Annotated in this window: 24 protein-coding genes; 16 read left to right on the top strand and 8 right to left on the bottom strand. The window is 70.1% G+C overall.

Annotated elements, in window-relative coordinates:
• Window positions 1–27: 27 nt before the first annotated feature.
• Window positions 28–1,101, bottom strand: a complete 1,074-nt coding sequence (locus ABZ707_RS10565) for an alkene reductase (RefSeq protein ID WP_360171006.1) — start codon at window positions 1,099–1,101, stop codon at window positions 28–30.
• Window positions 1,102–1,264: 163 nt separating this feature from the next.
• Here ABZ707_RS10565 and ABZ707_RS10560 point away from each other — a divergent pair, with 163 nt between their 5' ends.
• The 5 genes from ABZ707_RS10560 (at window position 1,265) to ABZ707_RS10540 (ending at window position 5,380) form a co-directional block, all read left to right on the top strand.
• Window positions 1,265–1,930: a TetR/AcrR family transcriptional regulator C-terminal ligand-binding domain-containing protein gene (locus ABZ707_RS10560; protein WP_360171003.1), complete on the top strand. Its 666-nt coding sequence runs from the start codon at window positions 1,265–1,267 to the stop codon at window positions 1,928–1,930.
• 666 nt (window positions 1,931–2,596) lie between these two features.
• On the top strand, window positions 2,597–3,490 hold the full coding sequence (locus ABZ707_RS10555; protein WP_360171000.1) for an NADP-dependent oxidoreductase: 894 nt from the start codon (window positions 2,597–2,599) through the stop codon (window positions 3,488–3,490).
• A 165-nt stretch (window positions 3,491–3,655) separates the two neighbouring features.
• Window positions 3,656–4,216: a helix-turn-helix transcriptional regulator gene (locus tag ABZ707_RS10550; RefSeq protein ID WP_360170997.1), complete on the top strand. Its 561-nt coding sequence runs from the start codon at window positions 3,656–3,658 to the stop codon at window positions 4,214–4,216.
• 18 nt (window positions 4,217–4,234) lie between these two features.
• Window positions 4,235–4,918, top strand: a complete 684-nt coding sequence (locus ABZ707_RS10545) for a hypothetical protein (protein WP_360170994.1) — start codon at window positions 4,235–4,237, stop codon at window positions 4,916–4,918.
• A gap of 126 nt (window positions 4,919–5,044) precedes the next feature.
• Complete coding sequence (locus ABZ707_RS10540; protein WP_360170991.1) at window positions 5,045–5,380, top strand: DUF2516 family protein; 336 nt, start codon at window positions 5,045–5,047, stop codon at window positions 5,378–5,380.
• 12 nt (window positions 5,381–5,392) lie between these two features.
• Here the strand turns inward: ABZ707_RS10540 and ABZ707_RS10535 are convergent, their stop codons facing one another.
• The 3 genes from ABZ707_RS10535 to ABZ707_RS10525 all read right to left on the bottom strand — a co-directional run bounded on the left by ABZ707_RS10535 (window position 5,393) and on the right by ABZ707_RS10525 (window position 9,082).
• Window positions 5,393–6,631 (bottom strand): SpoIIE family protein phosphatase, encoded by a 1,239-nt coding sequence (locus tag ABZ707_RS10535; RefSeq protein ID WP_360170988.1) that lies wholly within the window; start codon window positions 6,629–6,631, stop codon window positions 5,393–5,395.
• Window positions 6,632–6,914: 283 nt separating this feature from the next.
• Window positions 6,915–8,039, bottom strand: a complete 1,125-nt coding sequence (locus tag ABZ707_RS10530; RefSeq protein WP_360170985.1) for an NlpC/P60 family protein — start codon at window positions 8,037–8,039, stop codon at window positions 6,915–6,917.
• A gap of 185 nt (window positions 8,040–8,224) precedes the next feature.
• Window positions 8,225–9,082 carry a class I SAM-dependent methyltransferase gene (locus ABZ707_RS10525; protein ID WP_360170982.1) on the bottom strand — a complete coding sequence of 286 codons (858 nt, stop codon included), beginning with the start codon at window positions 9,080–9,082 and terminating at the stop codon, window positions 8,225–8,227.
• A 175-nt stretch (window positions 9,083–9,257) separates the two neighbouring features.
• Between ABZ707_RS10525 and mshA the strand changes: the two genes are divergently transcribed.
• From mshA to ABZ707_RS10510, 3 genes are all read left to right on the top strand, one after another.
• Window positions 9,258–10,601, top strand: coding sequence for a D-inositol-3-phosphate glycosyltransferase (gene mshA, locus ABZ707_RS10520; RefSeq protein ID WP_360170979.1), 1,344 nt, complete (start codon window positions 9,258–9,260; stop codon window positions 10,599–10,601).
• A gap of 31 nt (window positions 10,602–10,632) precedes the next feature.
• Window positions 10,633–11,133, top strand: coding sequence for a YbjN domain-containing protein (locus ABZ707_RS10515; protein WP_360171363.1), 501 nt, complete (start codon window positions 10,633–10,635; stop codon window positions 11,131–11,133).
• Window positions 11,134–11,256: 123 nt separating this feature from the next.
• Entirely contained in the window at window positions 11,257–12,948 is a 1,692-nt protein-coding gene (locus ABZ707_RS10510; protein ID WP_360170976.1) for a glycosyl hydrolase family 28-related protein, read from the top strand.
• Window positions 12,949–13,004: 56 nt separating this feature from the next.
• Here ABZ707_RS10510 and ABZ707_RS10505 read toward each other — a convergent pair whose 3' ends face one another.
• Entirely contained in the window at window positions 13,005–14,390 is a 1,386-nt protein-coding gene (locus ABZ707_RS10505) for an MFS transporter (protein WP_360170973.1), read from the bottom strand.
• Window positions 14,391–14,563: 173 nt separating this feature from the next.
• Here ABZ707_RS10505 and ABZ707_RS10500 point away from each other — a divergent pair, with 173 nt between their 5' ends.
• Window positions 14,564–15,322, top strand: a complete 759-nt coding sequence (locus tag ABZ707_RS10500; RefSeq protein WP_360170970.1) for a phosphoglyceromutase — start codon at window positions 14,564–14,566, stop codon at window positions 15,320–15,322.
• Between the two features lie 137 nt (window positions 15,323–15,459).
• Here ABZ707_RS10500 and ABZ707_RS10495 read toward each other — a convergent pair whose 3' ends face one another.
• On the bottom strand, window positions 15,460–15,609 hold the full coding sequence (locus tag ABZ707_RS10495; protein WP_319682107.1) for a hypothetical protein: 150 nt from the start codon (window positions 15,607–15,609) through the stop codon (window positions 15,460–15,462).
• A gap of 174 nt (window positions 15,610–15,783) precedes the next feature.
• Window positions 15,784–16,464 carry a phosphate signaling complex protein PhoU gene (gene phoU / locus ABZ707_RS10490; protein ID WP_360170966.1) on the bottom strand — a complete coding sequence of 227 codons (681 nt, stop codon included), beginning with the start codon at window positions 16,462–16,464 and terminating at the stop codon, window positions 15,784–15,786.
• A gap of 214 nt (window positions 16,465–16,678) precedes the next feature.
• Between phoU and ABZ707_RS10485 the strand changes: the two genes are divergently transcribed.
• The gene (locus tag ABZ707_RS10485) at window positions 16,679–17,935 is read left to right on the top strand and encodes an ATP-binding protein (protein ID WP_360170963.1); all 1,257 of its coding nucleotides are present in this window, start codon (window positions 16,679–16,681) and stop codon (window positions 17,933–17,935) included.
• Window positions 17,932–18,612 (top strand): response regulator transcription factor, encoded by a 681-nt coding sequence (locus ABZ707_RS10480; RefSeq protein WP_046498012.1) that lies wholly within the window; start codon window positions 17,932–17,934, stop codon window positions 18,610–18,612. Before ABZ707_RS10485 ends, ABZ707_RS10480 begins: the two co-directional genes overlap by 4 nt.
• Window positions 18,613–18,701: 89 nt before the next feature.
• Here the strand turns inward: ABZ707_RS10480 and ABZ707_RS10475 are convergent, their stop codons facing one another.
• Window positions 18,702–19,379 carry a DUF461 domain-containing protein gene (locus ABZ707_RS10475; protein WP_360170959.1) on the bottom strand — a complete coding sequence of 226 codons (678 nt, stop codon included), beginning with the start codon at window positions 19,377–19,379 and terminating at the stop codon, window positions 18,702–18,704.
• A gap of 590 nt (window positions 19,380–19,969) precedes the next feature.
• Here ABZ707_RS10475 and ABZ707_RS10470 point away from each other — a divergent pair.
• The 5 genes from ABZ707_RS10470 to cysS all read left to right on the top strand — a co-directional run bounded on the left by ABZ707_RS10470 (window position 19,970) and on the right by cysS (window position 24,148).
• Window positions 19,970–20,452 carry a CarD family transcriptional regulator gene (locus tag ABZ707_RS10470; RefSeq protein ID WP_003953493.1) on the top strand — a complete coding sequence of 161 codons (483 nt, stop codon included), beginning with the start codon at window positions 19,970–19,972 and terminating at the stop codon, window positions 20,450–20,452.
• Between the two features lie 381 nt (window positions 20,453–20,833).
• Complete coding sequence (gene ispD / locus ABZ707_RS10465; protein WP_360170956.1) at window positions 20,834–21,580, top strand: 2-C-methyl-D-erythritol 4-phosphate cytidylyltransferase; 747 nt, start codon at window positions 20,834–20,836, stop codon at window positions 21,578–21,580.
• The gene (gene ispF / locus ABZ707_RS10460) at window positions 21,570–22,076 is read left to right on the top strand and encodes a 2-C-methyl-D-erythritol 2,4-cyclodiphosphate synthase (protein ID WP_360170953.1); all 507 of its coding nucleotides are present in this window, start codon (window positions 21,570–21,572) and stop codon (window positions 22,074–22,076) included. Before ispD ends, ispF begins: the two co-directional genes overlap by 11 nt.
• Window positions 22,077–22,201: 125 nt before the next feature.
• Window positions 22,202–22,606, top strand: coding sequence for a PPOX class F420-dependent oxidoreductase (locus ABZ707_RS10455; protein WP_360170950.1), 405 nt, complete (start codon window positions 22,202–22,204; stop codon window positions 22,604–22,606).
• Between the two features lie 141 nt (window positions 22,607–22,747).
• Window positions 22,748–24,148 carry a cysteine--tRNA ligase gene (cysS, locus tag ABZ707_RS10450; RefSeq protein ID WP_360170947.1) on the top strand — a complete coding sequence of 467 codons (1,401 nt, stop codon included), beginning with the start codon at window positions 22,748–22,750 and terminating at the stop codon, window positions 24,146–24,148.
• Window positions 24,149–24,182: the final 34 nt, after the last annotated feature.

The following is a 24,182-nucleotide window of genomic DNA, read 5'->3' as shown; positions in this document are numbered from 1 at the left end:
GGCGAGCCGCCCTTCGCCTAGAAGGGTTCAGCTGTTCTCAAGGGTGGGGTAGTCGGTGTAGCCGGCGCCGTCGCCGCCGTATGCCTTGCTCATGTCGGCTTCGTTGAGGGGTGCTCCGGTGGCGAGGCGGTGCGGGAGGTCGGGATTGGCCATAAAGAGCTGGCCGAAGGAGAGGATGTCGGCCGCGCGGTCCTCGATGAGGGGCAGATGCTCGACACCGGTGCGCCAGCCGGGGGTGACGGGGTTGAGCATGAAGATGCCGTTCCACTGCTCGCGCAGGACGGGAGTGAGGTCGGGGGCCATGGTCTCCATGACGTGGAGGTAGGCCAGGCCCAAGGGGTTGATGGCTTCCAGGAGCAGGGGGTAGGTCTCGGTGTAGTCGTCCTCGACGATGTCGTTGAAAGGGTTCGCCGGGGAGATGCGCAGCCCGGTCCGGCTCGCGCCGATCGCGGCAGCGACGGCCTCGACGACCTCGGTGGTGAAGCGGATCCGGTTGCGGGGGCTGCCGCCCCACTCGTCGGTACGGGTGTTGGCGTTGGTGGAAAGGAACTGCTGCAGCAGGTAGCCGTTCGCGCCGTGGATCTCCACGCCGTCGAATCCGGCGTCGATCGCGTTGCGCGCCGCGGAGGCGAAGTCCTCGACGGTCTGGCGGATGTCGTCGGCGGTCATCTCGACCGGTACGACGAAGTTCTTCATGCCCTCGGGGGTGAAGGTCTGCCCAGCGGCCTGGACGGCGGACGGGCCGGTCGAGGTGAGAGGGGTGTCGTAGTTGGCCGGGTGGCCGATGCGGCCGGTGTGCATGAGCTGGGCGAAGATCACGCCGCCCTTGTCATGGACGGCCTCGGTAACCTGGCGCCATGCCTGCACCTGCGAGTCGTTGTGCAGGCCGGGGGTGAAGGGGTAGCCCTGGCCGATGACGTTGGGCTGGGTGCCCTCGGTCACGATCAGGCCAGCGCTGGCGCGCTGAGAGTAGTACTCGGCGGCCATCAGGGAGGGGCTGCGGTCGGGGCCGTAAGCGCGGCTGCGGGTCATCGGAGCCATCGCGATGCGGTTCTTCAGCTCGTAGGGGCCGACCTTGATGGGATCAAAAGCGGTGGTCATGGTGATGCCTTCCAAGAAGAGAGAGATCGGTGCGGGCCGCCCGAAACAGCGGCCCTTTCTGTACGCTGACGTACAGAAACTCGCTCGTAGAACTGTACGACACCGTTCACTATTTCCGCGAGGCCCCGCCCCTCTGCCCGCCGCCGGCCGTAAGGTGATCCCCGTGCTCCCCACCAGCTCCTCTTCCGCCCCCTCCGCCGAGGGCCCCGCGTCCACCGGTTCACCGAAGCGGGGCCGCGCCCGCGAGAATGCGATCCTGGCCGTCGCACTGGAACTGGTGGCCGAAGCAGGCTTCGAGGCGCTGACAGTGGATGCCGTGGCTGCCCGCGCACGCGCGTCGAAGGCGACGATTTACGGCAAGTGGAAGACCAAGGACGAAATGGTCGCCGAAGCGCTGCGCCGGCAGTCGGAGGGGCGCGCCGTGCTCGCTCCCGACACCGGCAGCCTGCGCGAGGACCTGCTTGCCACCGCGGGTGAGATGGCCGCCGCATTGCGGGGCAAGAACGGGGTGTCGCTGGTCAGCCTCGTGGAAGCCGTACGCGATCACCGGGATCTTCGCGACGCGGCCCGTTCCCAGGTGGAGCGCGCGAGCCTCAAGGTCGGTGCGGCAATCGCGGAGCAGGCAGGCCGGCGCGGAGAGCTGCGCCAGGGAGCCGACGTGCCCGCATGCCTCCAGCTCACCCTGGGACAGCTGCTCTTCGACGCCCTCTTCACCGGCCAAGTGCCCGGACGCGACGAACAGGAGCGCCTGGTGGACCGCATCCTGCTGCCCTTGCTGGAGAACCCTCAGAGAGAGACCGGGAGCTCTCCCCCCAGCCCCGCCGGATGACGCCCGCGCGCCCGGGGCGATGCCACCAGGAGGGAATGCTGTACGCCAGCGTACATTCATGCCGGATGCGGGCCGGTGCAGGGGGAATTAGTCTGCGGCCGTACTCCCGGTGCGGCTGACATCGCCGCATCCCCAGAACGTTCTCGTGGACCAGTGCCGCGATCTCAACGACCGCATCATTGCCGAGTTCCGGGCCAACAACGGCAATGTGAACTCCACCGGATTCGGATCCAACCTGATTCTGACGCACACCATCGGAGCCAGGACCGGCCAAGAGCGCGTCAGGCCCGCCATGTCGCTGTTTGACGGGAAGGACGAAACTGCGCCGCCGCCAGACAACCGAAACCGTGATCGGCGCCGTGACGGGCTCGCTGCACCGTCCTCAGCCGAGGCGTGTTGCCCGCAGCCGGGTGAGCCGGCCATGCGGGCGCCTCGCGTCCAGGGCGAAGCGTTGCCGACCAGGTGGCTGCTCGTTCGGTACGGCCGTAGTCCTGGGCCCTGTCGCTCAGACGGGGCCCAGGTTGTGACTTGGCACTTCATCTGGCGGATGCGCGGTCGACGTGGTGGGGCTGCGCCTGAGATGGCGGTGCGATCATAACCTGGCACTACCAGATACGAAACCACAACAGATTCGAAACGCTATCCGTTAGTGTTAGTGTCTGCCGCATGAGGAAAGTGAGCTTCGCCGAGTTCGGCGGTCCGGACGTGCTGCAACTCGTGGACGCCGAGGAACCCCACGCGGGCCCCGGTCAGGTACGTATCGCCGTGCGGGCGGTGGGCGTGAATCCCGTCGACTGGAGGATCCGCGAAGGCCAGATCCTGGGGGCGCATCCGATCGAGTTGCCCTCCGGAGTCGGGCTGGACGCCTCCGGGGTGGTGGACGAGGTCGGCGAGGGCGTAGAGGGGGTCGAGGTCGGCGACCATGTGTTCGGCGAAGGATCAAGCACCTATGCCGAGTTCGCCGTGCTGTCGGCCTGGGCCCGTATGCCCGAGGGGCTGACCTTCGAAGAGGCGGCCGGGTACCCCTCCGTGGTGGAGGCGGCGCTGCGCGTCGTCCGCGAGGTCGGCGTGCGGTCCGGACAGACACTGCTGGTCAGCGGAGCGTCCGGGGGAGTCGGATCAGCGGTTCTGCAGATCGCCCGCGACCGCGGCATCGTGGTGATCGGCACAGCGGGGGCCGCGAACCAGGGCTATCTGCGCGGCTTGGGCGCCCTCGCCACGACATACGGCGAGGGCTGGGTCGAGCGAGTGCGGCAGCTCGGCCATGTCGACGCAGCTCTCGACCTGGCCGGCTCGGGTGTGATCCGCGAGCTCGTCGAGCTGACCGGGGATCCACAGAAGGTGATCTCCATCGCCGATCTCGGCGCGCCGGCGCTCGGTGTCCGGTTCTCCGGCGTAGCCGGGAGCGTGCCGGAAGCGCTCGCCGAGGCCGTCGACCTCATCTCGCGGGGAAAGCTCCGGATCCCGATCGAGAAGTCGTACACGCTGGCCGAGGCCGCGGCGGCGCACATCGACAGCCAGGCCGGCCACACTCGCGGGCGCCGGGTCCTGATCATCTGAAAGCCGGCCCCCTGCCCTGCCCGCCGACTCATGTGCTCGGCCCCGCCAACTCGGCTACGCATCCGCCAGATGAAGGGCTCAGCGACAAGCCCGTGCCCAAGGAGGCGTAACACTATTGCAAGCATGCGCTTGCAATAGTTAGCAGGAGTGCCGCACTATGAGGGCATGGCATCACTCAACGTCGGCAATCTCGGTGAGTACCTGCGCGATCAGCGGCGCAACGCGCGGCTGTCGCTTCGGCAGCTCGCCGATGCCGCCGGGGTGTCCAATCCGTATCTGAGCCAGATCGAACGCGGTCTGCGCAAGCCGAGTGCGGACATTCTGCAGCAGCTCGCCAAGGCGCTGCGGATCTCCGCCGAGACGCTGTATGTGCAGGCCGGGATGTTGGACGAGCGGGAGCGCGAGGAGCTGGAGACGCGTGCCGTCATCCTCGCCGACCCCTCGATAAACGAGCGGCAGAAGCAGGTGCTGCTCCAGATCTACGAGTCGTTCCGCAAGGAGAACGCGCTCGATACGGACAGTGCCCAAAGCGCGGACGGTGCCCAGCGCGGGGACGACACCCCGAGTACGGACAGCGCCCCGAGTACGGAGAGCGTGAAGGGCAAGAAGTCCACGGAACGGACGGCCGGTGCGGACGTCGGCGTAGCCGTGGCCTTCGAGGACACCCCCACCGACGGCCCCGGCGCCACGGCCGGCGGCAGCGCTGCCACCCCACCCTCAAACTGATCCGGGAGGACCACAGTCATGGCCATCGCCGATGACCTGCGCAAGACCCTCACCGACCCCACCCCCCTCTACTTCGCGGCCGGCACCGCCGATATCGCCGTGGAGCAGGCCAGGAAGGTGCCCGGCCTGATCGAGCAGCTCCGGGCCGAGGCTCCGAGCCGGCTCGACGCCGTACGCAATTCGGACCCCAAGGTCGTCCAGGACAAGGTCACCGTCCAGGCCCGGGAGGCCCAGGCGACGGTGCAGGCCAAGGTCTCCGAGGTGTTCGGTTCGTTCGACTCCGACCTGAAGAAGCTGGGCGAGACCGCCCAGGACCTGGCGCTGCGCAGCCTGGGCGTGGCCGCGGAGTACGCGGTCAGGGCCCGTGAGACCTACGAGAAGGTCGCCGAGCGCGGCGAGCAGACCGTGCGGGCGTGGCGCGGCGAGGCGGCGGACGAGATCACCGAGATCGCCGTCGCCGTTGAGCCCGAGCCGAAGCCGAAGCCCAGGGCGGCCGAGGTGAAGCCCGTCACCAGGCCCGTCACGACCCCCGCCAAGCCGGCCGGGGCGACCCCCGCGAAGCCGGCCGGTGCGAGCCCCGCCAAGCAGACCGGTGTGAGTTCGGCCAAGTCGTCCACGACCGCCAAGCCGGCCGCGGTGAAGAAGACCACCCCGCGCAAGGCGACGACGGTGAAGAAGTCCACGCCGCCGTCGGCCAAGTAGTGGCCGCGTAGCGAATACGTATCAAAGGCGACGGGCCGGGCACCGCACGGGTGTCCGGCCCGTTGTCCGGGTAGCTTGGCGTTCGGGCCGCGAGGCGTTTCCTCCACTTATCAGGCGGTGCTCTGCATGTTGCTCTCGGGATTCGGTACGTTTCTCTGGCTGCTCAATATGGCCATGCTTGTCCTCGCCGTCGTGGCGTTGGCGTTCTCGTTGCTGGCTCGCGACGACGCCTACCGCGCCGCGGACAAGCAGTCGAAGAAGTTCTGGCTGATCCTTCTGGGTGTCACAGTCGCCGTGAATCTCTTTGTGCCGATCCTGTTCCTGCAGATCGCCGGGCTTGTCGCCACGATCGTCTTCATGGTCGACGTGCGGCCCGCCATCCGCCAGATCTCCGGTGGCGGCGGTCGCCGCGGTGGCTCCAGCAGCGACGGTCCCTACGGCCCGTACAACGGCGGACGCTGAGCCGCGCGGCTCCTACGCGCCGCGCCCCAGCAGCAGCACCGCCACGTCGTCGGTCAGCTCACCGCCGTTCAGCTCCCGCACCTGGGTGACCGCCGCCTCCAGCAGGTCGTCGCCGGCCAGACCCCGCGCGAGCTGCTGGTTGATCATCTCGACCATGCCCTCCTGGCCCAGCCGCTGCGAGGAGCCGGGGCCCACCCGGCCCTCGATCATGCCGTCGGTGTACATCATCAGGCTCCAGGATCCGCCCAGCTCGACCTGGTGGCGGGGCCAGCGGGCGCGCGGCAGCAGCCCCAGGGCCGGGCCGCCCTCCTCGTCGTACGGCAGCAGTTGCGCCGCCCTGCCCTGCCGGGTGATCAGCGGCGAGGGGTGGCCGGCCAGGCACAGCCCGGCCTGCCGTCCGTCCGGCGCGATGTCCACCGTGCAGAGCGTCGCGAAGATCTCCTCGCTCTCCCGCTCGTGCTCCAGCACCTCCTGGAGCGTGGAGAGCAGCCGGTCGCCACAGAGCCCGGCCAGGGTCAGCGCCCGCCAGGCGATCCGCAGCTCCACGCCGAGCGCGGCCTCGTCGGGGCCGTGTCCGCAGACGTCGCCGATCATCGCGTGGACCGTGCCGTCCGGTGTGCGGACGGTGTCGTAGAAGTCCCCGCCCAGCAGCGCTCTGGAGCGGCCGGGCCGGTAGCGCGCGGCGAAGCGCAGGTCCGAGCCCTGGAGCAGGGGGGTGGGCAGCAGACCGCGTTCCAGCCGGGCGTTCTCCTGCGCGCGCAGCCGTGACTCGGTGAGCTGGCGCTGCGCGATGTCCGCCCGCTTGCGCTCGACGGCGTACCGGATGGCCCGGCTCAGCAGCCGTCCGTCCAGTTCGTGCCGGAAGAGGTAGTCCTGGGCGCCGACCCGTACGGCCGCGGCCGCGCGTTCGGCGTCGCCCTCCGCCGCGAGCGCCAGGACGGCATGGCGGGGAGCGAGCCGCAGGACATGCTTCAGCGGGGCCAGCTCATCGCTGTCGTCCGTCCCCGGCAGCGCGAGATCCACGAGGATGCAGTGGATGTCGTCCGTGAGCAGCCGCTCCGCCTCGGTGAGGTTGCGCGCGGTACGGATGCGGACACGTGTCCCGGCTCCCTCCGGCAGTTCGGGAGCGGTGAACGTGCCCGCCGGGTCGTCCTCGATCACCAAAAGCATGAGGTCGCCCTTGGCGTTCTCCGCGGCCGGAGGCCTCTCGGCTGTCGAGCTTGTGCGCTGCCGCGGTACGGGTACGGACATCGGTCTGGGTTTCCTTCCCACCCCCCGAGGGCGCGGTGGAACGTCGATCGACGCCCCACCAGACGGGGACCTTAGCGGTAGCCAACGCTCCAGCGGAATGGCGCACAAGCGAGGCGCCCCCGTCATATGCCGCTTCTGGTAAGTGCGCGGGGGTGTTTCCGGCCGCTCCCATGACAAACATCACGCGCGAGAACCACCCCGGGTGCGGGGGAACATGGGCTGTGTCACATGCGCGTCATGGCCCGGATAGCCCTGTTTGCTGGGGTCTGTGGGCCCCGGCGTGTCACTTGTCCGGCCGGACGACCCCGAGGATCCGCATCGAGCCCGCGCCCGCCAGCGTCACATTCCGGCCCGGCCTCGGCGCGTGCACGATTTTGCCGTCGCCTATGTACATCCCGACATGGCTGGCGTCCTGGTGGTAGATGATCAGATCACCGGGCCGCATATCCCTGATGTCGATGTGCGGCAGCAGCCGCCACTGTTCCTGCGAGGTGCGCGGGATGCCCCGGCCGGCCGCCGCCCATGCCTGCGAGGTCAGCCCGGAACAGTCGTACGAGGACGGGCCCTCGGCGCCCCAGACATAGGGCTTGCCGATCTGCCCCGTGGCGAACTGGATCGCCTTCCTGCCCCGCTCGCTCGACCGGCGGTTGATGTCGTCGAGCACTCCGGAGCCGAGCCAGGCCGACTGCGCCCGCAGCGCCGCGTCACTCTCCAGCCGCGCCAACTGCGCCAGCTCGTCCTTGGCCAGGCTCGCTTCGAGCTTCTCGGCGGCGGCGATCTGCTGGGTGATCTCCCGCTTCGCCTTCTCCCTCGTGGTCCGGTTGGCTTCGAGCTTCTGCCACTGCGTGCCCGCGTCCGCGGTGTACGTCCGCAAATCCTCCTGAGCCCTGGACAGTTCGGCGATGAGCGCCTGGGTGGCCTTCTGGCCTTCCTGGATCCGGCCGGCGCCGTCCAGGAAGAGCTGCGGATCGTCGGTGAGTATCAACTGCGCCTCGGGCGGCAGCCCGCCACCGCGGTACTGGGCGCGGGCGGCGGCGCCCGCGCGCTCCTTCAGCTCGTCGATCCGGAGCTGGCCGCGGACGATCTCCTCGGCGAGCGAGACGACTTCGGCCGACTGCTTCGCGGCCTGCTCCTCGGCGAGGTTGTACGCGTCGGTCGCGGCGGCGGCCTTCTGGTAGAGGCCGTCGATCTCCAGGCGGATGTCTTCGAGGGACCTCTCGCCGGAGGCGGCGGGCGGCCGCACCCCGGGCGGGAGTTCGACCGGGGGAGGCGGCACGGCCGGCGGGGAGGACGACACGGGCGGCGGGACGGGCGCCGCGTACGCCTGGTGCGTCACATCCGGCGAGGCCAGTACGGCGAGCGCGCAGACCACGGTGATCGCGGCAGCGGCACAGCGGCGTCGGTTCACGAGCTCCCCCTCCAAGCCGACCGGCGGCGGACAAAGCTGACGTACCGTCAGCAATTACCTGTCGTCGCCGCGATCGTGCCATGTCCTACGTCAAAACGACAGAGGGAGACGGAACCTCACAGGTCCCACCTCTTACCTAAGACGAACGGCCGCCCGGTGGCGTTCCCGTGGCCGTGTGCCCGTGGTCACATCTGACCGTCCGGGCCGGAACGCGGTGCGAGCGCCGCCCAGTTCACCGTCACCTCACCCTGCCGCCGGCGCCTCGGATCGTCCATGAGCGGCCAGTCGTCCCCGAGATCCCGTACGGCCCTGATCCAGCGCTGCCGCGCGCCCAGCGACGCGTACGGAGCGGCCGCCGCCCACGCCCGGTCGAAGTCCCGCAGGAACGCGTGGACCGGCTCGCCCGGCACATTGCGGTGGATCAGCGCCTTGGGCAGCCGTTCCGCCAGGTCGGAGGGGCGGCCCAGAGAGCCGAGCCGCGCCGCGAAGGTGACCGTCCGCGGCCCCTCGGGGCCGAGCGCGACCCACACATGCCGCCGTCCGATCTCGTCGCACGTCCCCTCCACCAGCAGTCCGTCGGGGGCGAGGCGGGCGCACAGCCGCGCCCAGACCGCGGCGACCCCGTCCTCCTCATACTGCCGCAGCACATTCGCCGCCCGGATGAGCACCGGCCGCCGCCCGCCGGACAGCGGGACCTCGAAGCCGCCGTGCCGGAAACTCAGCCCGTCCCGCTCGTACGGCTTCGCCGCGGCGACCCGGGCCGGGTCGATCTCGATGCCGACGACTTCGGTGCGCGGCTCCGCCGTGCGCAGCCGCCGCAGCAGCTCGACGGCGGTCCAGGGGGCGGCGCCGTATCCGAGGTCCACCACGACGGGATCGGCGCAGCGGCGCAGCGCGGGTCCATGGACGGCGGTGATCCAGCGGTCCATGCGGCGGAGCCGGTTCTGGTGGGTGGTGCCACGGGTCGCCGTGCCCACCGGGCGGGAGGGCGGCTGCCCCGCCGAGCGGGCCGCCTGGCGGGACGAAGGGGACGCGGACACCATGAGGAGGAGCGTAACGACCCCGGAGAGAGTGAACGCCCGGCCGGGAGTTCACTGATCCAGGGTAATGATTTGGCAAAGCGGAATGAAAGAGGCTACCGCACTGTTAATGGGCTTCGGAGGGCGAGTACACCCTCGTTTTGTCGTGCTCCGAGCACCGAGCGAGAGGATCGTGGACGTGAGCCAGTACGTGTCCCGTATCGCAGGCACGTTGGTAGGCCCACCCCGTCTCCGGCTCCCCGGTCAGCCCCGTCGGCCCCGGCGGATCGCCATGCTCAGCGTCCACACCTCCCCGCTGCACCAGCCGGGCACGGGCGACGCGGGCGGCATGAACGTCTACATCGTCGAGCTGGCGAAACGGCTCGCGGCCATCGACATCGAGGTGGAGATCTTCACGCGTTCCACCGCCGGCGGACTGCCGCCCGCAGTGGAGCTGGCGCCGGGAGTGCTCGTACGGCATGTGGACGCCGGCCCCTACGGGGGCCTGGCCAAGGAGGAACTGCCCGCGCAGCTCTGCGCCTTCGTCCACGGCGTGATGCACGCATGGGCCGCTCACCGGCCCGGCCACTACGACCTCGTCCACTCCCACTACTGGCTGTCCGGGCACGTCGGCTGGCTCGCCTCCGAGCGATGGGGCGTCCCGCTCGTCCACGCCATGCACACCATGGCGAAGGTGAAGAACGCCGCGCTCGCCGAGGACGACAGCCCCGAGCCCGCCGCCCGGGTCATCGGCGAGACCCAGATCGTGCGCGCCGCGGACCGGCTGATCGCCAATACGGCGGAGGAGGCCGACGAACTCGTCCGCTTCTACGACGCCGACCCCGCCAAGGCCGCCGTGGTCCACCCCGGCGTCAACCTGGACTGCTTCTCTCCGGGGGACGGCCGCGCCGCTGCCCGCGCCCGCCTCGGACTGCCGCCGGACGCGTTCATTCCGCTCTTCGCGGGCCGTATCCAGCCGCTGAAGGCGCCCGACGTGCTGCTGCGCGCCGTGGCCGTGCTGCTGGAGCGGGACCCCTCGCTGCGTACCAGGATTGTCGTGCCGGTCGTCGGCGGACCCAGCGGCAGCGGTCTGGCCAAGCCGGAGGGGCTGCAGAAACTCGCGGCGCGCCTCGGGATCGCCGATGTGGTGCGATTCCGGCCGCCGGTCGGCCAGGACCGGCTCGCCGACTGGTTCCGGGCCGCATCCGTGCTGGTCATGCCCTCGTACAGCGAATCCTTCGGCCTGGTCGCGATAGAGGCCCAGGCGGCGGGCACCCCCGTGGTGGCCGCCGCGGTGGGCGGCCTTCCGGTGGCGGTGCGGGACGGGACGACCGGCTTCCTGGTCACCGGCCATGACCCGGCGGCGTACGCGCGTGTGCTGCGCGTCTTCCTCGACCACCCGGAGCTGGTCAACCGGATGGGCGAAGCGGCCTCGCGCCATGCCCAGTCCTTCGGCTGGGACACGGCGGCCTCGGCGACGGCGGACGTGTACGCGGCGGCCGTGCGCGCTCACCGCCGCCGCGTACGCTCGCACCATGGCTGACGCACAGGGCACCGGCGAGCACACCCCGGTCATGGCTCAGGACGCCCGCGCCGCGCGGGTCGTCGAGCGGACGCTGAAGGACGCGGGGCTGGAGTGGGAGAGCCCGGAAGCGGGCTCCTATGTCGTCACCCTGCCCGGCACCCGCAAGCTGTCCACCACCTGCTCCCTCCTGGTCGGCCGGCACGCGCTCTCCCTCAACGCCTTTGTGATCCGGCGCCCCGACGAGAACGCCGAGGCCGTCCACCGCTGGCTGCTGGAGCGCAATCTCAAGCTGTACGGGGTGAGTTACGCGGTCGACCGCCTCGGCGACATCTATCTGACCGGCAAACTCCCGCTTCCGGCCGTCACCGAGGAGGAGATCGACCGGCTGCTCGGCTCGGTCCTCGAAGCGGCGGACGGCTCCTTCAACACGCTGCTGGAGCTGGGGTTCGCGAGCGCGATCCGCAAGGAGTACGCCTGGCGGGTGTCCCGGGGCGAGTCGACGCGGAACCTGGACGCGTTCGCGCATCTGACCAAGCGTTCTTCTGGCTGAATCCGGGCGGTGTCCTCCGAGCCGGAGCCGTACCCGGCGCCCGGCTCTTCCCCGGTGCCCAGGTGCATGGCATGCTCACTCCAGACGCAGCTCTGAACGTCGTTCACGTACATGGAGGCGGTCATGCGGGACGGTCAACGTGCCATCGGCAGAAGGGCCTTGCTGGGCAGCGCGGTCGCCGTCGCGGCGGCCGGAGCGGCGGCTTCCGGACTCGGACTCGGCGCCGGGACCGCTGCCGCCGGTGAGCGCCGGCCGCTCAGGACGTCCGCGCTCTGGCGGGAGTTCGCACGATCGCCGTACACGCACCCGCAGATCCCCTACGTCGGACGGGCCGGAGTGCGCGCGGGCGCCCGATGCCTCCCGCGCCCGCGCGTCGTCGCCGATGTCCGCGCGTACGGCGCCAAGGGCGACGGCTCCACCGACGACGCCCCCGCGATCAACCGTGCCCTCGCCGCTGCCGGAGCGCGCGGCGGCGGCACGGTCCTCGTCCCGCCCGGCACCTACCGGATCGACGATGTGATCCGCATCGGCCACAGCGATGTCGTCCTGCGCGGCGCGGGCAGCGGCCGTACGACGCTGTACGCGCCACGGAACCTCACCGAGGTGATCGGCCCCTACGGCAGCCGTTACGGCGGCGACAAGTCGAGCTGGTCCTGGGCGGGCGGCCTCATCTGGCTCTGCCCGCAAGAGCGTTGGTCCACGCTCACCACCGCCATCAGGGGCCGGGCCTGGCCGTTCGAGGGCTGGACGGGCAACCGGCGCGACGAGTGGCGGACCCTCGCCACCGTCGCCCCCGCCAAGCGCGGCGACCGTTCCCTGACCGTCGAGGACGCCGCCGGACTGCGGCGCGGTCAGCTCGTCCTGCTGCGGCTCGCCGACGACGCGGACCACACCCTCCTGACACACATGGCGGGCGGCGGCCCAGGCGCCGAGGCGTACGACTGGGACGCCATGACCAAGCTGACGTCCTATGTGCCCTACGAATGGCCGGTGCGCGTCACCGCCGTACACGGCCGCGAGGTGACCCTGGAGCGTCCGCTTCCGCTGGACGTACGGCCGGAATGGGACCCCAGGCTGACCACTTCGGTCACTCCGCTCACCGGCTCCGGCGTCGAGGGACTGACCCTGGAGGCGGTCGAGACCCCGCAGTCCCCGCACCTCCTCGACAAGGGCCACAACGGCGTCGCCTTCCAGTGCGCCTACGACTGCTGGGCCGACGACGTGGTCGTCCGCCATGTCGACAACGGCTTCGGCCTGATCGCGGCGTCCGCGTGCACCCTGCGCCGTACGAGGGTGGCGGGCCGTGGCTCCCACCATCCGTACTACTGCCGCGAGGGCTCGCACGACAACCTGATCGAGGACTTCGTGATCGAGCGGCGCACCGTCCCGGCGCCGGCGGGCACGCAGCTCCACGGCATCAATGTCGAGGGCCTGTCCAGCCACAACGTCTGGTCGCGCGGGCGGATGGAGATGGGCACCTTCGACACGCACCGGGGCATGCCGTTCGCCAATGTGCGCACCGAGATCACGGTCAGCAACGACGGCCGGCACGGCGGCGACGCCATCGCGGGACCGCTGTACGGAGCGCGGTTCGCGCACTGGAATGTGACCGTCACCAATCAACGCGCGGGCCTGATCAAGATCGACGGGATCGCTCCCTACAGCGTGACGGCCGGTATCAGCGAGGTCCGTGAGTTCGACCAGATCGATGTCCCGGACTTCACGGGCGAGTTGCACGCCAGGCTGGAGGCGTACGGCCGTCCCGAGGACCTCTGGCCCCGCAACCTGTACGAGGCGCAGCGCGAGTCGCGCTGACCGGGAGGTGAGCGCGGGCCGCGCGGGCGGGGCGGTTCACGCGTGGGCCGGACGGCCTACCGGAAGCCCGCCGTGTCCGTGGGTGCCACCGGCTCCGCGCGTACCGCCGCCGGGGGAGCGGGCACCGTAGCGGGGGGAGTGGGCGTCACCGCCGGGAGAGCGGGCACCGTGCCCCGTACCGGATCGCCTTCCGGCCCCGGTGCCGGTGCCGATTCCGGTTCGGGGCCGGATCCGGACTCCGACAGACCTCGCATCAGCAGCCAGTACCCGAGGCCCGCCGCCGTACCCAGGACGGCGCAGGCGCCCCACAGCCACTCCGCGCCGAAGCGGTCGATGACAAAGCCCGACATCAGCGGTGCGACCAGGGCCGCCACCGACCAGGACATGGTGTACATGCCCTGGTAGCGGCCCCGGCCGTGCACGGGAGAGAGCCGTACCACCAGTCCTGTCTGCGTCGGGGCGTTGACGATCTCGGCCAGTGTCCAGACACAGATGGTCAGGATGTAGACGGCGATCGACCCGGCGAACGCCGTCAGCCCGAAGCCGTACCCGGCGAGCACCGACGAGACGATCAGCAGCCGCCGCGGGTCGCGCCGCTGGAGGAAGCGGGTGAGCGGGATCTGCAACACGACGATCAGGAAACCGTTGACGGCGATGGCCATGCCGAAGTCGGCGCTGCTGAACCCGTCCCTGCCCATAGCCACCGGCAGCCCGACGAATCCTTGCTGGAAGATCAGCGAGACCACGAAGGACAGGGCGACGACGCTCATGAAGCGGCCGTCCCGCAGGACCGTCCCCAGCCCGGCCTCCGCCGCCGCCGGCTTCTCCGGTGTGGCCTTCGCCCGCTGGGGCCGGGACTCGGGCACCTTCAGGAAGACCAGTACGGCGCAGAAGAGCGTCATCGCGGCCTCGCCCAGGAACCCGGCGAGATAGCTGTGCTGCGCGATGAGGCCCGCCGCCACCGACGAGACCGCGAAGCCCAGATTGATCGCCCAGTAGTTCAACGAGAACGCCCGCACCCGGTCCTCGGGTCTGACGATGTCCGCCATCATCGCCTGGACCGCCGGGCGTGACGCGTTGGAGGCCATACCGACCAGGAACGCCACCGCCGCGATCGCCACCGGATCGCGCATAAAACCGAGCAGCGCCACGGACGCGGCCGTCGACGACTGCGCGATCAGCATCGTGGGCCGGCGGCCCAGCCGGTCGGCCATCACGCCCGCGCCGAGCGAGGAGGCCACTCCGCCGAGGCCGTGGAGCGATGCCACCAGGCCCGCGTACGAGGCCGAGTAGCCCCGGTCGAGGGTGAGATACAGCGCCATGAACGTGGCGACGAACGCCCCCAGCCGGTTGACCAGCGTGCTCGTCCACAGCCACCAGAACTCCCGGGGCAGTCCCGAGACGCTCTCCCTCGCGGCGCGTCTCAGACCGGCGACAGACATGCGTATCCCCCCCGGGGCGGCTCTCGGTAAGCGGCCAGGCGGCCACTGGCACCTTACGGGTGGTCGTGCGGCGGGCGCCAGCCAATTGCCGTCAGGAGCGGGTCGACGGGCCGGTCGGGAGCTGTCCCATGGCCGACGCACCCGCGCGAGACGGGTCCATTAGGCTCTGGCTCATGGCCGACGCACCGTACAAGCTGATCCTCCTCCGCCATGGCGAGAGCGAATGGAACGCGAAGAACCTGTTCACCGGCTGGGTGGACGTCAACCTCACCGACAAGGGCGAGAAGGAGGCAGTCCGCGGCGGTGAGCTGCTGAAGGACGCCGGCCTGCTGCCCGACGTGCTGCACACCTCCGTCCAGAAGCGCGCCATCCGCACCGCGCAGCTCGCGCTGGAGGCCGCCGACCGCCACTGGATCCCCGTCCACCGCTCCTGGCGGCTGAACGAGCGCCACTACGGCGCGCTCCAGGGCAAGGACAAGGCGCAGACACTCGCGGAGTTCGGCGAGGAGCAGTTCATGCTGTGGCGCCGCTCGTACGACACCCCGCCGCCGCCCCTGGAGGACGGCGCGGACTTCTCGCAGAGCGACGACCCGCGCTACGCCACGATCCCGACCGAGCTGCGTCCGCGCACGGAGTGCCTCAAGGACGTCGTCGAGCGGATGCTGCCGTACTGGTACGACTCGATCGTCCCGGACCTGCTGACCGGCCGCACGGTCCTGATCGCCGCCCACGGCAACAGCCTGCGTGCGCTGGTCAAGCACCTGGACGGCGTCTCCGACGCGGACATCGCGGGCCTCAACATCCCGACCGGCATCCCGCTCGTCTACGACCTGGACGCCGACTTCCACCCGGTCACGCCGGGCGGCACCTACCTGGACGCGGACGCGGCGGCGGCGGCCATCGAGGCCGTCAAGAACCAGGGCAAGAAGTAGCGACCACCACCGGTCCTGTCGCGAGACAGAGGCTTTTCGCCAGGCGGTGGTGCCGTACGCGACGCGGAAGAGCCCCGTCCAGCTCTTGGACGGGGCTCTTCTCTGCGCATGTGCTGCGGTGTCCGTGGTGCGGCGCGTCAGCCCGAGCAGCTTCCGCACTGGCACGGCGCGCCCGACTGGCAGCCGCAGCCGCAGCCCGAACCGCAACCGCAGGCTCCGAGGACGGGCAGGTGCGTCAGTTCGACGGGCGCTTCCTGCTGGGGGTCGGTCGTAGGGGAATCGGCCATGGGATCCTCCTCAAAGGCGTACAACGGTGTCGCCTCTGCCCATTGCATGCCCTCCGAGGCGGGCGCATCAACAGCGCATAGGGCAACTGCCGCGATACGCCCCCCGCGCCCCTTCGAAGTCCCGCGCCCCGGGCCGGCCCGGCGCCCTGCCCGGCGCCCTTCGGTGCGGCCTGCTCAGGCCCCTTCGACCGGGGTGTCCACGGGCTGGATCTCATCGGCGTGCTCGCCCGTCACCAGGTAGACGACCCGCTTGGCGACCGAGACCGCGTGGTCGGCGAAACGCTCGTAATAGCGGCCCAGCAGCGTCACGTCCACCGCGGTCTCGATGCCGTGCTTCCAGCGGTCGTCCATCAGGTGCTGGAACAGCGTGCGGTGCAGCAGGTCCATGTCGTCGTCGTCCTGCTCCAGCTCCAGCGCCAGCTCGACATCCTTGGTGATGATCACCTCGGCGGCCTTCGCCATCAGACGCTGGGCGAGCTGCCCCATCTCCAGAAGCGTGGTGTGCAGATCGTGCGGTACGGGCGACTCCGGGAAGCGGAGCCGCGCCTGCTTCGCGACATGCTGGGCGAGGTCGCCCGCGCGCTCCAGATCGGCGCTCATCCGCAGGGACGTCACCACGATCCGCAGATCGGTCGCGACCGGCTGCTGCCGCGCCAGCAGCGCGATGGCCCGCGCCTCCAGGTCGTGCTGGAGCTGGTCGACCTTCTCGTCCGAGGCGATCACGCTCTCGGCGAGCTTCAGGTCGGCGTCGAGCATGGCGGTCGTGGCACGCCCGATGGCGGAACCGACCAGCCGGGCCATCTCGACCAGGTCCTCGCTTATCGAGTCCAGTTCCTCGTGGTACGCGTCCCGCATGGGATGTCCCTCTCTTGACCTCTTGACGTTCCTGCCGGTGCCGGGGCCTGGGCCTGGGCTGTGCCCCACGTTCCCACGTTCTGTCGAGCACGCGTCCGGCGCCTCCCTCCCAAGTGAACCGGCACTTTCTCCTCAGTGAACTCTGGGCGACGAGTGTTGGAGGAGACACCTTGACGGCTGGGAGAGTGTCACTGACCGCGCATAACCTGGGGCCATGGACGTGAACGCGGCGGTCGCCGCATTGGCAGCGATCGCCGGGGTGTGTACCGGCGTGATCGCCATGCTGGCGTTTCGCTGGAGCGAACGCGACCAGGCGAGGCCCACCCGTACCTCCCTGCATACGGATGCCGTGCTGCCCCCGGGCGTCGACACCGTACTTTCCGTGCTCCGCTCCTCGGCGGTCGTTCTCGACGAGAGCGACTCCGTGGTCAAGGCCAGCTCCGCCGCCTACGCGCTGGGCCTGGTCAGAGGGGGCAAGCTCGCGGTCGAGCCGATGCTGCACATGGCGCGCGACACTCGCAGGGACGGCGAGATACGACAGGTGGAGCTGGACCTCCCCCGGCGCGGCACGGGCCGCGGCGAGGCCCTCGCCGTCTCCGCCCGGGTCGCTCCGCTCGGCTCCCGCCTGGTCCTGCTCCTGGTCGAGGACCTCACCGAGGCACGCCGTATCGAGGCGGTGCGGCGCGACTTCGTCGCCAATGTCAGCCACGAACTCAAGACCCCCACCGGCGCGCTGTCCCTGCTCTCCGAGGCCGTGATGGACGCCTCCGACGACCCCGAGGCGGTCACCCGCTTCGCCGGCCGGATGCAGATCGAGGCGACCCGGCTCACCAATCTCGTACAGGAACTCATCGATCTCTCCCGGGTGCAGAACGACGACCCGCTGGAGGACGCCGAGCCGGTACGCGTGGACGAACTCGTCGACGAGGCCATAGACCGGTCCCGGCACGCGGCGTCCACCAAACAGATCACCATGGCCGCGGGCGGCACCGTCGACCTGTACGTCTGGGGCAACCGCGGCCAGCTCGCCGCCGCCCTCGGCAACCTCGTCGAGAACGCGGTCAACTACTCTCCGGCCCGCACCCGCGTCGGCATCGCCGCGCACCGGGTCCCCGCCCCCGGCGGGGATCTGATCGAGATAGCCGTGACCGACCAGGGCATCGGCATCTCCGAGAAGGACCGGGAGCGGGTGTTCGAGCGTTTCTACCGCGTCGACCCGGCTCGTTCCCGCGCCACCGGTGGTACGGGGCTCGGCCTCGCCATCGTCAAGCACGTGGCGGCCTCGCACGGCGGGGAAGTCACTGTGTGGAGCTCCGAGGGTCAGGGCTCCACCTTCACCCTGAGGCTCCCCGAGGCGGGCGCCGTACGGGACCGCACATCCACCGGCCCGGACGAAGACGACCGGCCCTACGACACAAGCATCGAGCTTGATCAACCGACCGTGATTCCTGCCCCGGAGGTCCTTCCGTGACCCGAGTGCTCGTCGTCGAGGATGAGGAATCCTTCAGCGACGCCCTTTCCTACATGCTCCGCAAGGAGGGCTTCGAGGTCGCGATCGCGACCACCGGGCCCGCGGGGCTCGACGAGTTCGAACGCAACGGCGCCGACCTCGTCCTCCTCGACCTGATGCTGCCCGGCCTGCCGGGGACGGAGGTCTGCCGTCAGCTCCGCGGCAGGTCCAATGTTCCGGTGATCATGGTCACCGCCAAGGACAGCGAGATCGACAAGGTCGTCGGCCTGGAGATAGGGGCCGACGACTATGTGACCAAGCCGTTCTCCTCGCGGGAGCTCGTCGCCCGCATCCGCGCGGTCCTGCGCCGCCGGGGCGAGCCGGAGGAGGTCACTCCGGCCGCGCTGGAGGCCGGCCCCGTCCGGATGGACGTGGACCGCCATGTCGTGACGGTCTCCGGCGGCAAGGTCGACCTGCCGCTCAAGGAGTTCGACCTGCTGGAGATGCTGCTGCGCAACGCGGGCCGCGTGCTGACCCGTATGCAGCTCATCGACCGGGTGTGGGGCGCCGACTATGTCGGTGACACCAAGACCCTGGACGTCCACGTCAAGCGGCTTCGCGCCAAGATCGAGCCCGACCCGGGCGCGCCGCGCTATCTGGTGACGGTGCGCGGCCTGGGCTACAAGTTCGAGCCGTAAACCGCGTGGTGGTTCGTACGACGGTGGCGCTCCTCCCGGATCCCGGGCGGAGCGCCACCGTCATGTCGTGGCCCGTACGGCGCCGGCGCTCAGCCGACCGTGCCCACCGGGGAGGACGCGGACGCGGAGTCCGTGGGCACCTCCGGCGAGCCGGGCTCGCCGGACTCGGTGACGGCGCCGGACGGCGAGCCCGAGGGAGACCCGGAAGGCGACGCGGAGCCGGGAGCGGCGGGTGGCGTGGACGGCGTCGGCAGCGCGCTGGGGCCGACCTCCTCGAAGTAGCTGGTCGAGGGCGCGACAAGGGCGCGCAGGCCCACCTCACCGGTCTTGCTGAAGGTGAAGACGACCTGCTGCGCGTCGCCGTTGCGCGCGGCCTCGCGGCCGTTCTCGATCATGGCGGAGGCATTGCCCGCGCCGCCGAACCGCACCCAGCCGCCGGCCGGCACGGTGACCGGCCCCGAGCCCTTGGCCGGCGACAGCTTCACCGTGGCGGTGGTGCCGGGCAGCTTGATCGCGTCGAGCGTCTGCGCGCTGCGGCCGTTGTTGAAGACCGTGCCGGTGACGACGGCCGGGCCTTCCGCGTCGGCCTCGGGCTGGGTGACGACCGTCGCGTTCTGGATGGTGATCTCGTCGACGGAGGTGGCGGCGCTGTCCGGCTTGACGCCGAGCGTCTGCGCGTTGTTGCCGGCCGCGCAGGCGGAGAGCGGGGCGAGCGAGAACACGATGGCAGTAGCGGCGAGAGCGCCGCGTCGAAGGCTGCGGCTCACGGCGGCGGCAACTCCTAGGACGTTCGGACGGAGGGGCTGGTGGACGAGGTGAAGCTGTATCAGCGGGCTCAGGTTACCGAGCCGTCGTCGCCGCCCCGCACCCGACCCGCCTCCTGCCGCCGACGGCCCGCTCCGGCCGGGCCGCCGCGCGTCCTCATCAGGCGGTTTCAACGGCCGTTCACATAACGCCGGTGATCAATTTCTCCGGTCGCCACACATTCCTTACGAATACCGTGCCGGGTGCCGTGGTGATCAAATTCAGAAACTCTCACACTTCCGTCGTACTTCCGTCCCAGTTCCGTCCGTACGGGTGAGCGACATCCGAACGGAGTACATGAACTTCGCCGTCTGGAATCCGGCAAATCGGGACGTTCAGCCTCTTCGAGGGGTGTGGCGCGGTGGGTAACGCGCGCGTTTCCGCACGCCCGCGCAGCCGCTCCGACCTGCGAATACCCCCTTCCGGAAGGCGTCCGCAGCACGTTCGTGTCGCTGTTGTCAAGCCCTGAGATGCGCCCTGACCTGCGAAAACGCCATTCAGAAGAAGCCATTCTCGTGTTACCCTGGATAGCCACGGAAGGGGTACCTGTCACATGACGTTCAAGGTAGGCGACACCGTGGTCTATCCCCATCACGGGGCCGCGCTGATCGAGGCCATCGAAACTCGCCAGATCAAAGGCGTGGACAAGACCTACTTGGTGCTCAAGGTCGCCCAAGGCGACTTGACGGTGCGTGTCCCGGCGGACAATGCGGAGTTCGTCGGCGTACGCGATGTGGTCGGTCAGGACGGGCTGGACCGGGTCTTCGAGGTGCTCAGAGCGCCTTACGCCGAAGAGCCGACGAACTGGTCCCGTCGCTACAAGGCAAATCTCGAGAAGCTCGCCTCCGGCGATGTCATCAAGGTCGCTGAAGTGGTGCGCGACCTGTGGCGTCGGGAGCGCGAGCGCGGACTCTCCGCAGGTGAGAAGCGCATGCTCGCCAAGGCGCGGCAGATTCTTGTCAGCGAGCTGGCTCTCGCGGAGAACACGAATGAAGACAAGGCCGAGGCTCTGCTCGACGAGGTCCTCGCGTCCTGAATCATGACGCTGCCTTTCCAGCAGCGCATGCCGTACAACGCAGTGAATGCCGTGGTGCCCGCTGACCAGCGATAAAGAAATGCTGTGTCGCCGGGCGCTGCGGCATGTCCGTATACCCGCATCCAGGCCGACATTTCGCGTACGTCCCGCGTGCACATCCCCCGTACACACCAGCACATTCGGCACGACCGAAATGCCGCGCTGTCCAGATATCCGCGCCGTCCCGCCGATACCGCTTCCGGCGGCGGCGAGCCCGGCCCGGCTGCCCGCGCGGCCCGCCTCGACCAGGTGTCACGGAAGGGTCCGGTCAAGGCGTCGCGCCAGGCACGCAGGGGCCATACCCATGTCGGCCGAGGAAACAAACCTGCCGGAGTGCAACCGATGTCAGACCACGCCAGCCCGCACCGCACCGCCGCGGTGATCCCCGCAGCAGGCCGGGGGGTACGGCTCGGCCCCGGCGCCCCCAAGGCGCTCAGGGCGCTGGGCGGCACACCGATGCTGGTCCACGCCGTCCGCGCGATGGCCGCCTCCCGCGCGGTCTCGCTCGTCGTCGTGGTCGCGCCGCCCGACGGCGCCGCCGAGGTGAAGAACCTCCTCGACGAACACGCGCTGCCCGAGCGCACCGACTATCTCGTCGTGCCCGGCGGGGAGACCCGCCAGGAATCCGTACGGCTGGGCATCGAGGCCCTCCCGGACGGCATCACCACCGTCCTCGTCCACGACGCGGCCCGCCCGCTGGTACCCGTCGACACCGTGGACGCCGTCGTCGAGGCCGTACGCGACGGGGCGCCGGCCGTCGTGCCCGCGCTGCCCCTCGCGGACACCGTCAAGCAGGTCGAGCCCCGGGAGAAGGGCGAGCCGGAACCGGTCGTCGCCACGCCGGACCGGGCCCTGCTGCGCGCCGTGCAGACCCCGCAGGGTTTCGACCGCGACACGCTCCAGCGCGCCCACAGGACCGTGCCGGCGGTGGGTGAGGGCGCGACGGACTGTGCCGGTATGGTCGAGCGGCTCGGCGCCCCGGTCGTGGTGGTGCCCGGCCACGAGGAGGCGTTCAAGGTGACCCGGCCGCTGGACCTGGTGCTGGCCGAGGCCGTTCTCGCCCGGAGGAGGGCCAACGATGGCTTCTGAGGCGACCCCGCCGCCCGTGGTGCTTCCGCTCGTCGGCATCGGCACCGACATCCACGCCTTCGAGGAGGGCCGCGAGCTCTGGTGCGCCGGGCTCCGCTGGGAGAACGAGGGCCCCGGCCTGGCCGGCCACTCCGACGCCGACGTCGTCGCCCACGCGGCCTGTAACGCGCTGTTCTCCGCCGCGGGCCTCGGCGATCTCGGCGCGCACTTCGGCACCGGCCGTCCCGAGTGGTCCGGAGCGCCGGGGCTCACCCTCCTCGCGGAGGCCGCCAGAATCGTGCGGGAGGCCGGTTTCACGATCGGCAATGTGGCCGTCCAGGTCGTCGGACTCCGGCCGAAGATCGGCAAACGGCGGGAAGAGGCGCAGAAGGTCCTCTCCGAGGCCGCCGGCGCACCCGTCTCGGTCTCCGCCGCCACCTCGGACGGGCTCGGCTTCACCGGGCGCGGCGAAGGGCTCGCCGCCATCGCCACGGCGCTGGTGGTCCGTTCGCGCTGACCGGCCGAAAACGCCTCCATGGGGCGTAGCCGCGGGACGCCGTCGGGTATGGCTACAGCCGTGACCACGGTCCCAGGCGCGGAGCCCGCGCCTGGGACCCTCGCCTCAGTTGCAGGAAGGCACCCATGGCAGCCGCATTCTCCGACCGGCTCAAGCAACTCCTCGACGAGCCGGTCTTCGTCAATATCGCCACCATCCAGCCCGACGGCAGTCCCCAGGTGTCGCCGGTCTGGGTCAAGCGTGACGGGGACGAACTGCTCATCTCGACCACCGTCGGCCGGCGCAAGGAACAGAACCTGCGCCGCGACCCCCGGGTGACCGTCGTCGTACAGCCCGTCGACGCGCCGTACACCTACGCGGAGATCCGCGGTTCCGCCTCCCTCACCACCGAGGGCGGCCAGGAGCTGATCGACGAGCTGTCGCTCAAGTACATGGGCAAGCCGTACGCCGAGTTCAACCCGGACTCCGCGCAGGACAACGAGCGCGTCGTCATCCGCGTCACCCCCCGCAAGGTCGTCGGCCGGATCTGATGCCCCGGTCCCAGGGAAATGCCGGCGGCGGCCCCGGGGCATGACGAATGACACGGCCGAGAGGTCATAAGTGTCACGCTTGTGTGTCCCCGCGGTCCAAAGGGTCGCGGGGCACTACCCCAGGCGCACTACCCTTGTCAGGTGACTATTCGGCTGTACGACACCGGCGCCCGGCAGATCCGCGACTTCGTCCCGCTCACGCGGGGCTGTGTCTCGATCTACCTGTGTGGCGCCACCGTGCAGGCCGCACCGCACATCGGGCACATCAGGTCGGGACTGAACTTCGACATCATGCGCCGCTGGTTCGAGTACCGCGGCTACGACGTGACGTTCATCCGCAACGTCACCGACATCGACGACAAGATCATCGCGAAATCGGCCGCCCAGGGCCGCCCGTGGTGGTCCATCGGTTACGAGAACGAGCGCGCCTTCAACGCGGGCTACGACGCGCTCGGCTGCCTGCCGCCCACCTACGAACCGCGCGCCACCGGCCACATCACCGAGATGACCGAGATGATGCGCGGCCTCATCGAGCGCGGTCACGCCTACGAGGCCGACGGCAACGTCTACTTCGACGTCCGGTCCTTCCCCGGCTATCTGGAGCTGTCCAACCAGGACCTGGACGATCTGCGCCAGCCGTCCGGCGAGGGTGAGACCGGCAAGCGGGACCCGCGGGACTTCGCGATGTGGAAGGCCGCGAAGCCCGGTGAGCCGAGCTGGGAGACACCCTGGGGACGCGGCCGTCCCGGCTGGCACCTGGAGTGCTCCGCGATGGCGCACAAGTACCTGGGCGCCGCCTTCGACATCCACGGCGGCGGTCTCGACCTGATCTTCCCGCACCACGAGAACGAGATCGCGCAGGCCAAGGGGTACGGCGACGACTTCGCCGCGTACTGGGTGCACAACGCCTGGGTCACCATGAGCGGCGAGAAGATGTCCAAGTCCCTGGGCAACTCGGTGCTCGTCTCCGAGATGGTCAAGCAGTGGCGCCCCATCGTCCTGCGCTACTACCTCGGCACCCCGCACTACCGCTCGATGATCGAGTACAGCGAGGAGGCGCTGCGCGAGGCCGAATCCGCCTTCGCGCGGATCGAGGGCTTCATCCAGCGCGTCGTCGAGAAGGCCGGCGGAGTCGTCGACCCCGCCGTCGAGGTGCCGCCCGCCTTCGCCGAGGCCATGGATGACGACCTGGGCGTCCCGGGAGCCCTGGCGATCGTCCACACCACCGTGCGCCAGGGCAACTCCGCGCTCGCCGCCGACGACAAGGAAGCCGCCGTCGCCCGGCTCGCCGAGGTACGGGCCATGCTCGGCGTCCTCGGCCTGGACCCGCTCGACCCGCACTGGGCAGGCGAGGCCGACCGCGGCGAAGACCTCCACGGTGTCGTCGACACCCTCGTACGGCTCGTCCTCGAACAGCGCGAGGCCGCGCGCGGCCGCAAGGACTGGGGCAGCGCGGACGCCATCAGGGACCAGCTCCAGCAGACCGGACTCGTCATCGAGGACAGCCCCTCGGGGCCGCGCTGGACCCTGGGCCCGCGCTGATCACGCCCGACGGTGCCGCCCGGTCCGCCGGGCG

The sequence above is a fragment of the Streptomyces sp. NPDC006923 genome (assembly GCF_040635655.1).
Taxonomy (GTDB): Bacteria; Actinomycetota; Actinomycetes; order Streptomycetales; family Streptomycetaceae; genus Streptomyces.
Note: the sequence above shows the minus strand (reverse complement) of the source record. Positions and strands in the feature narration are given on the sequence as shown.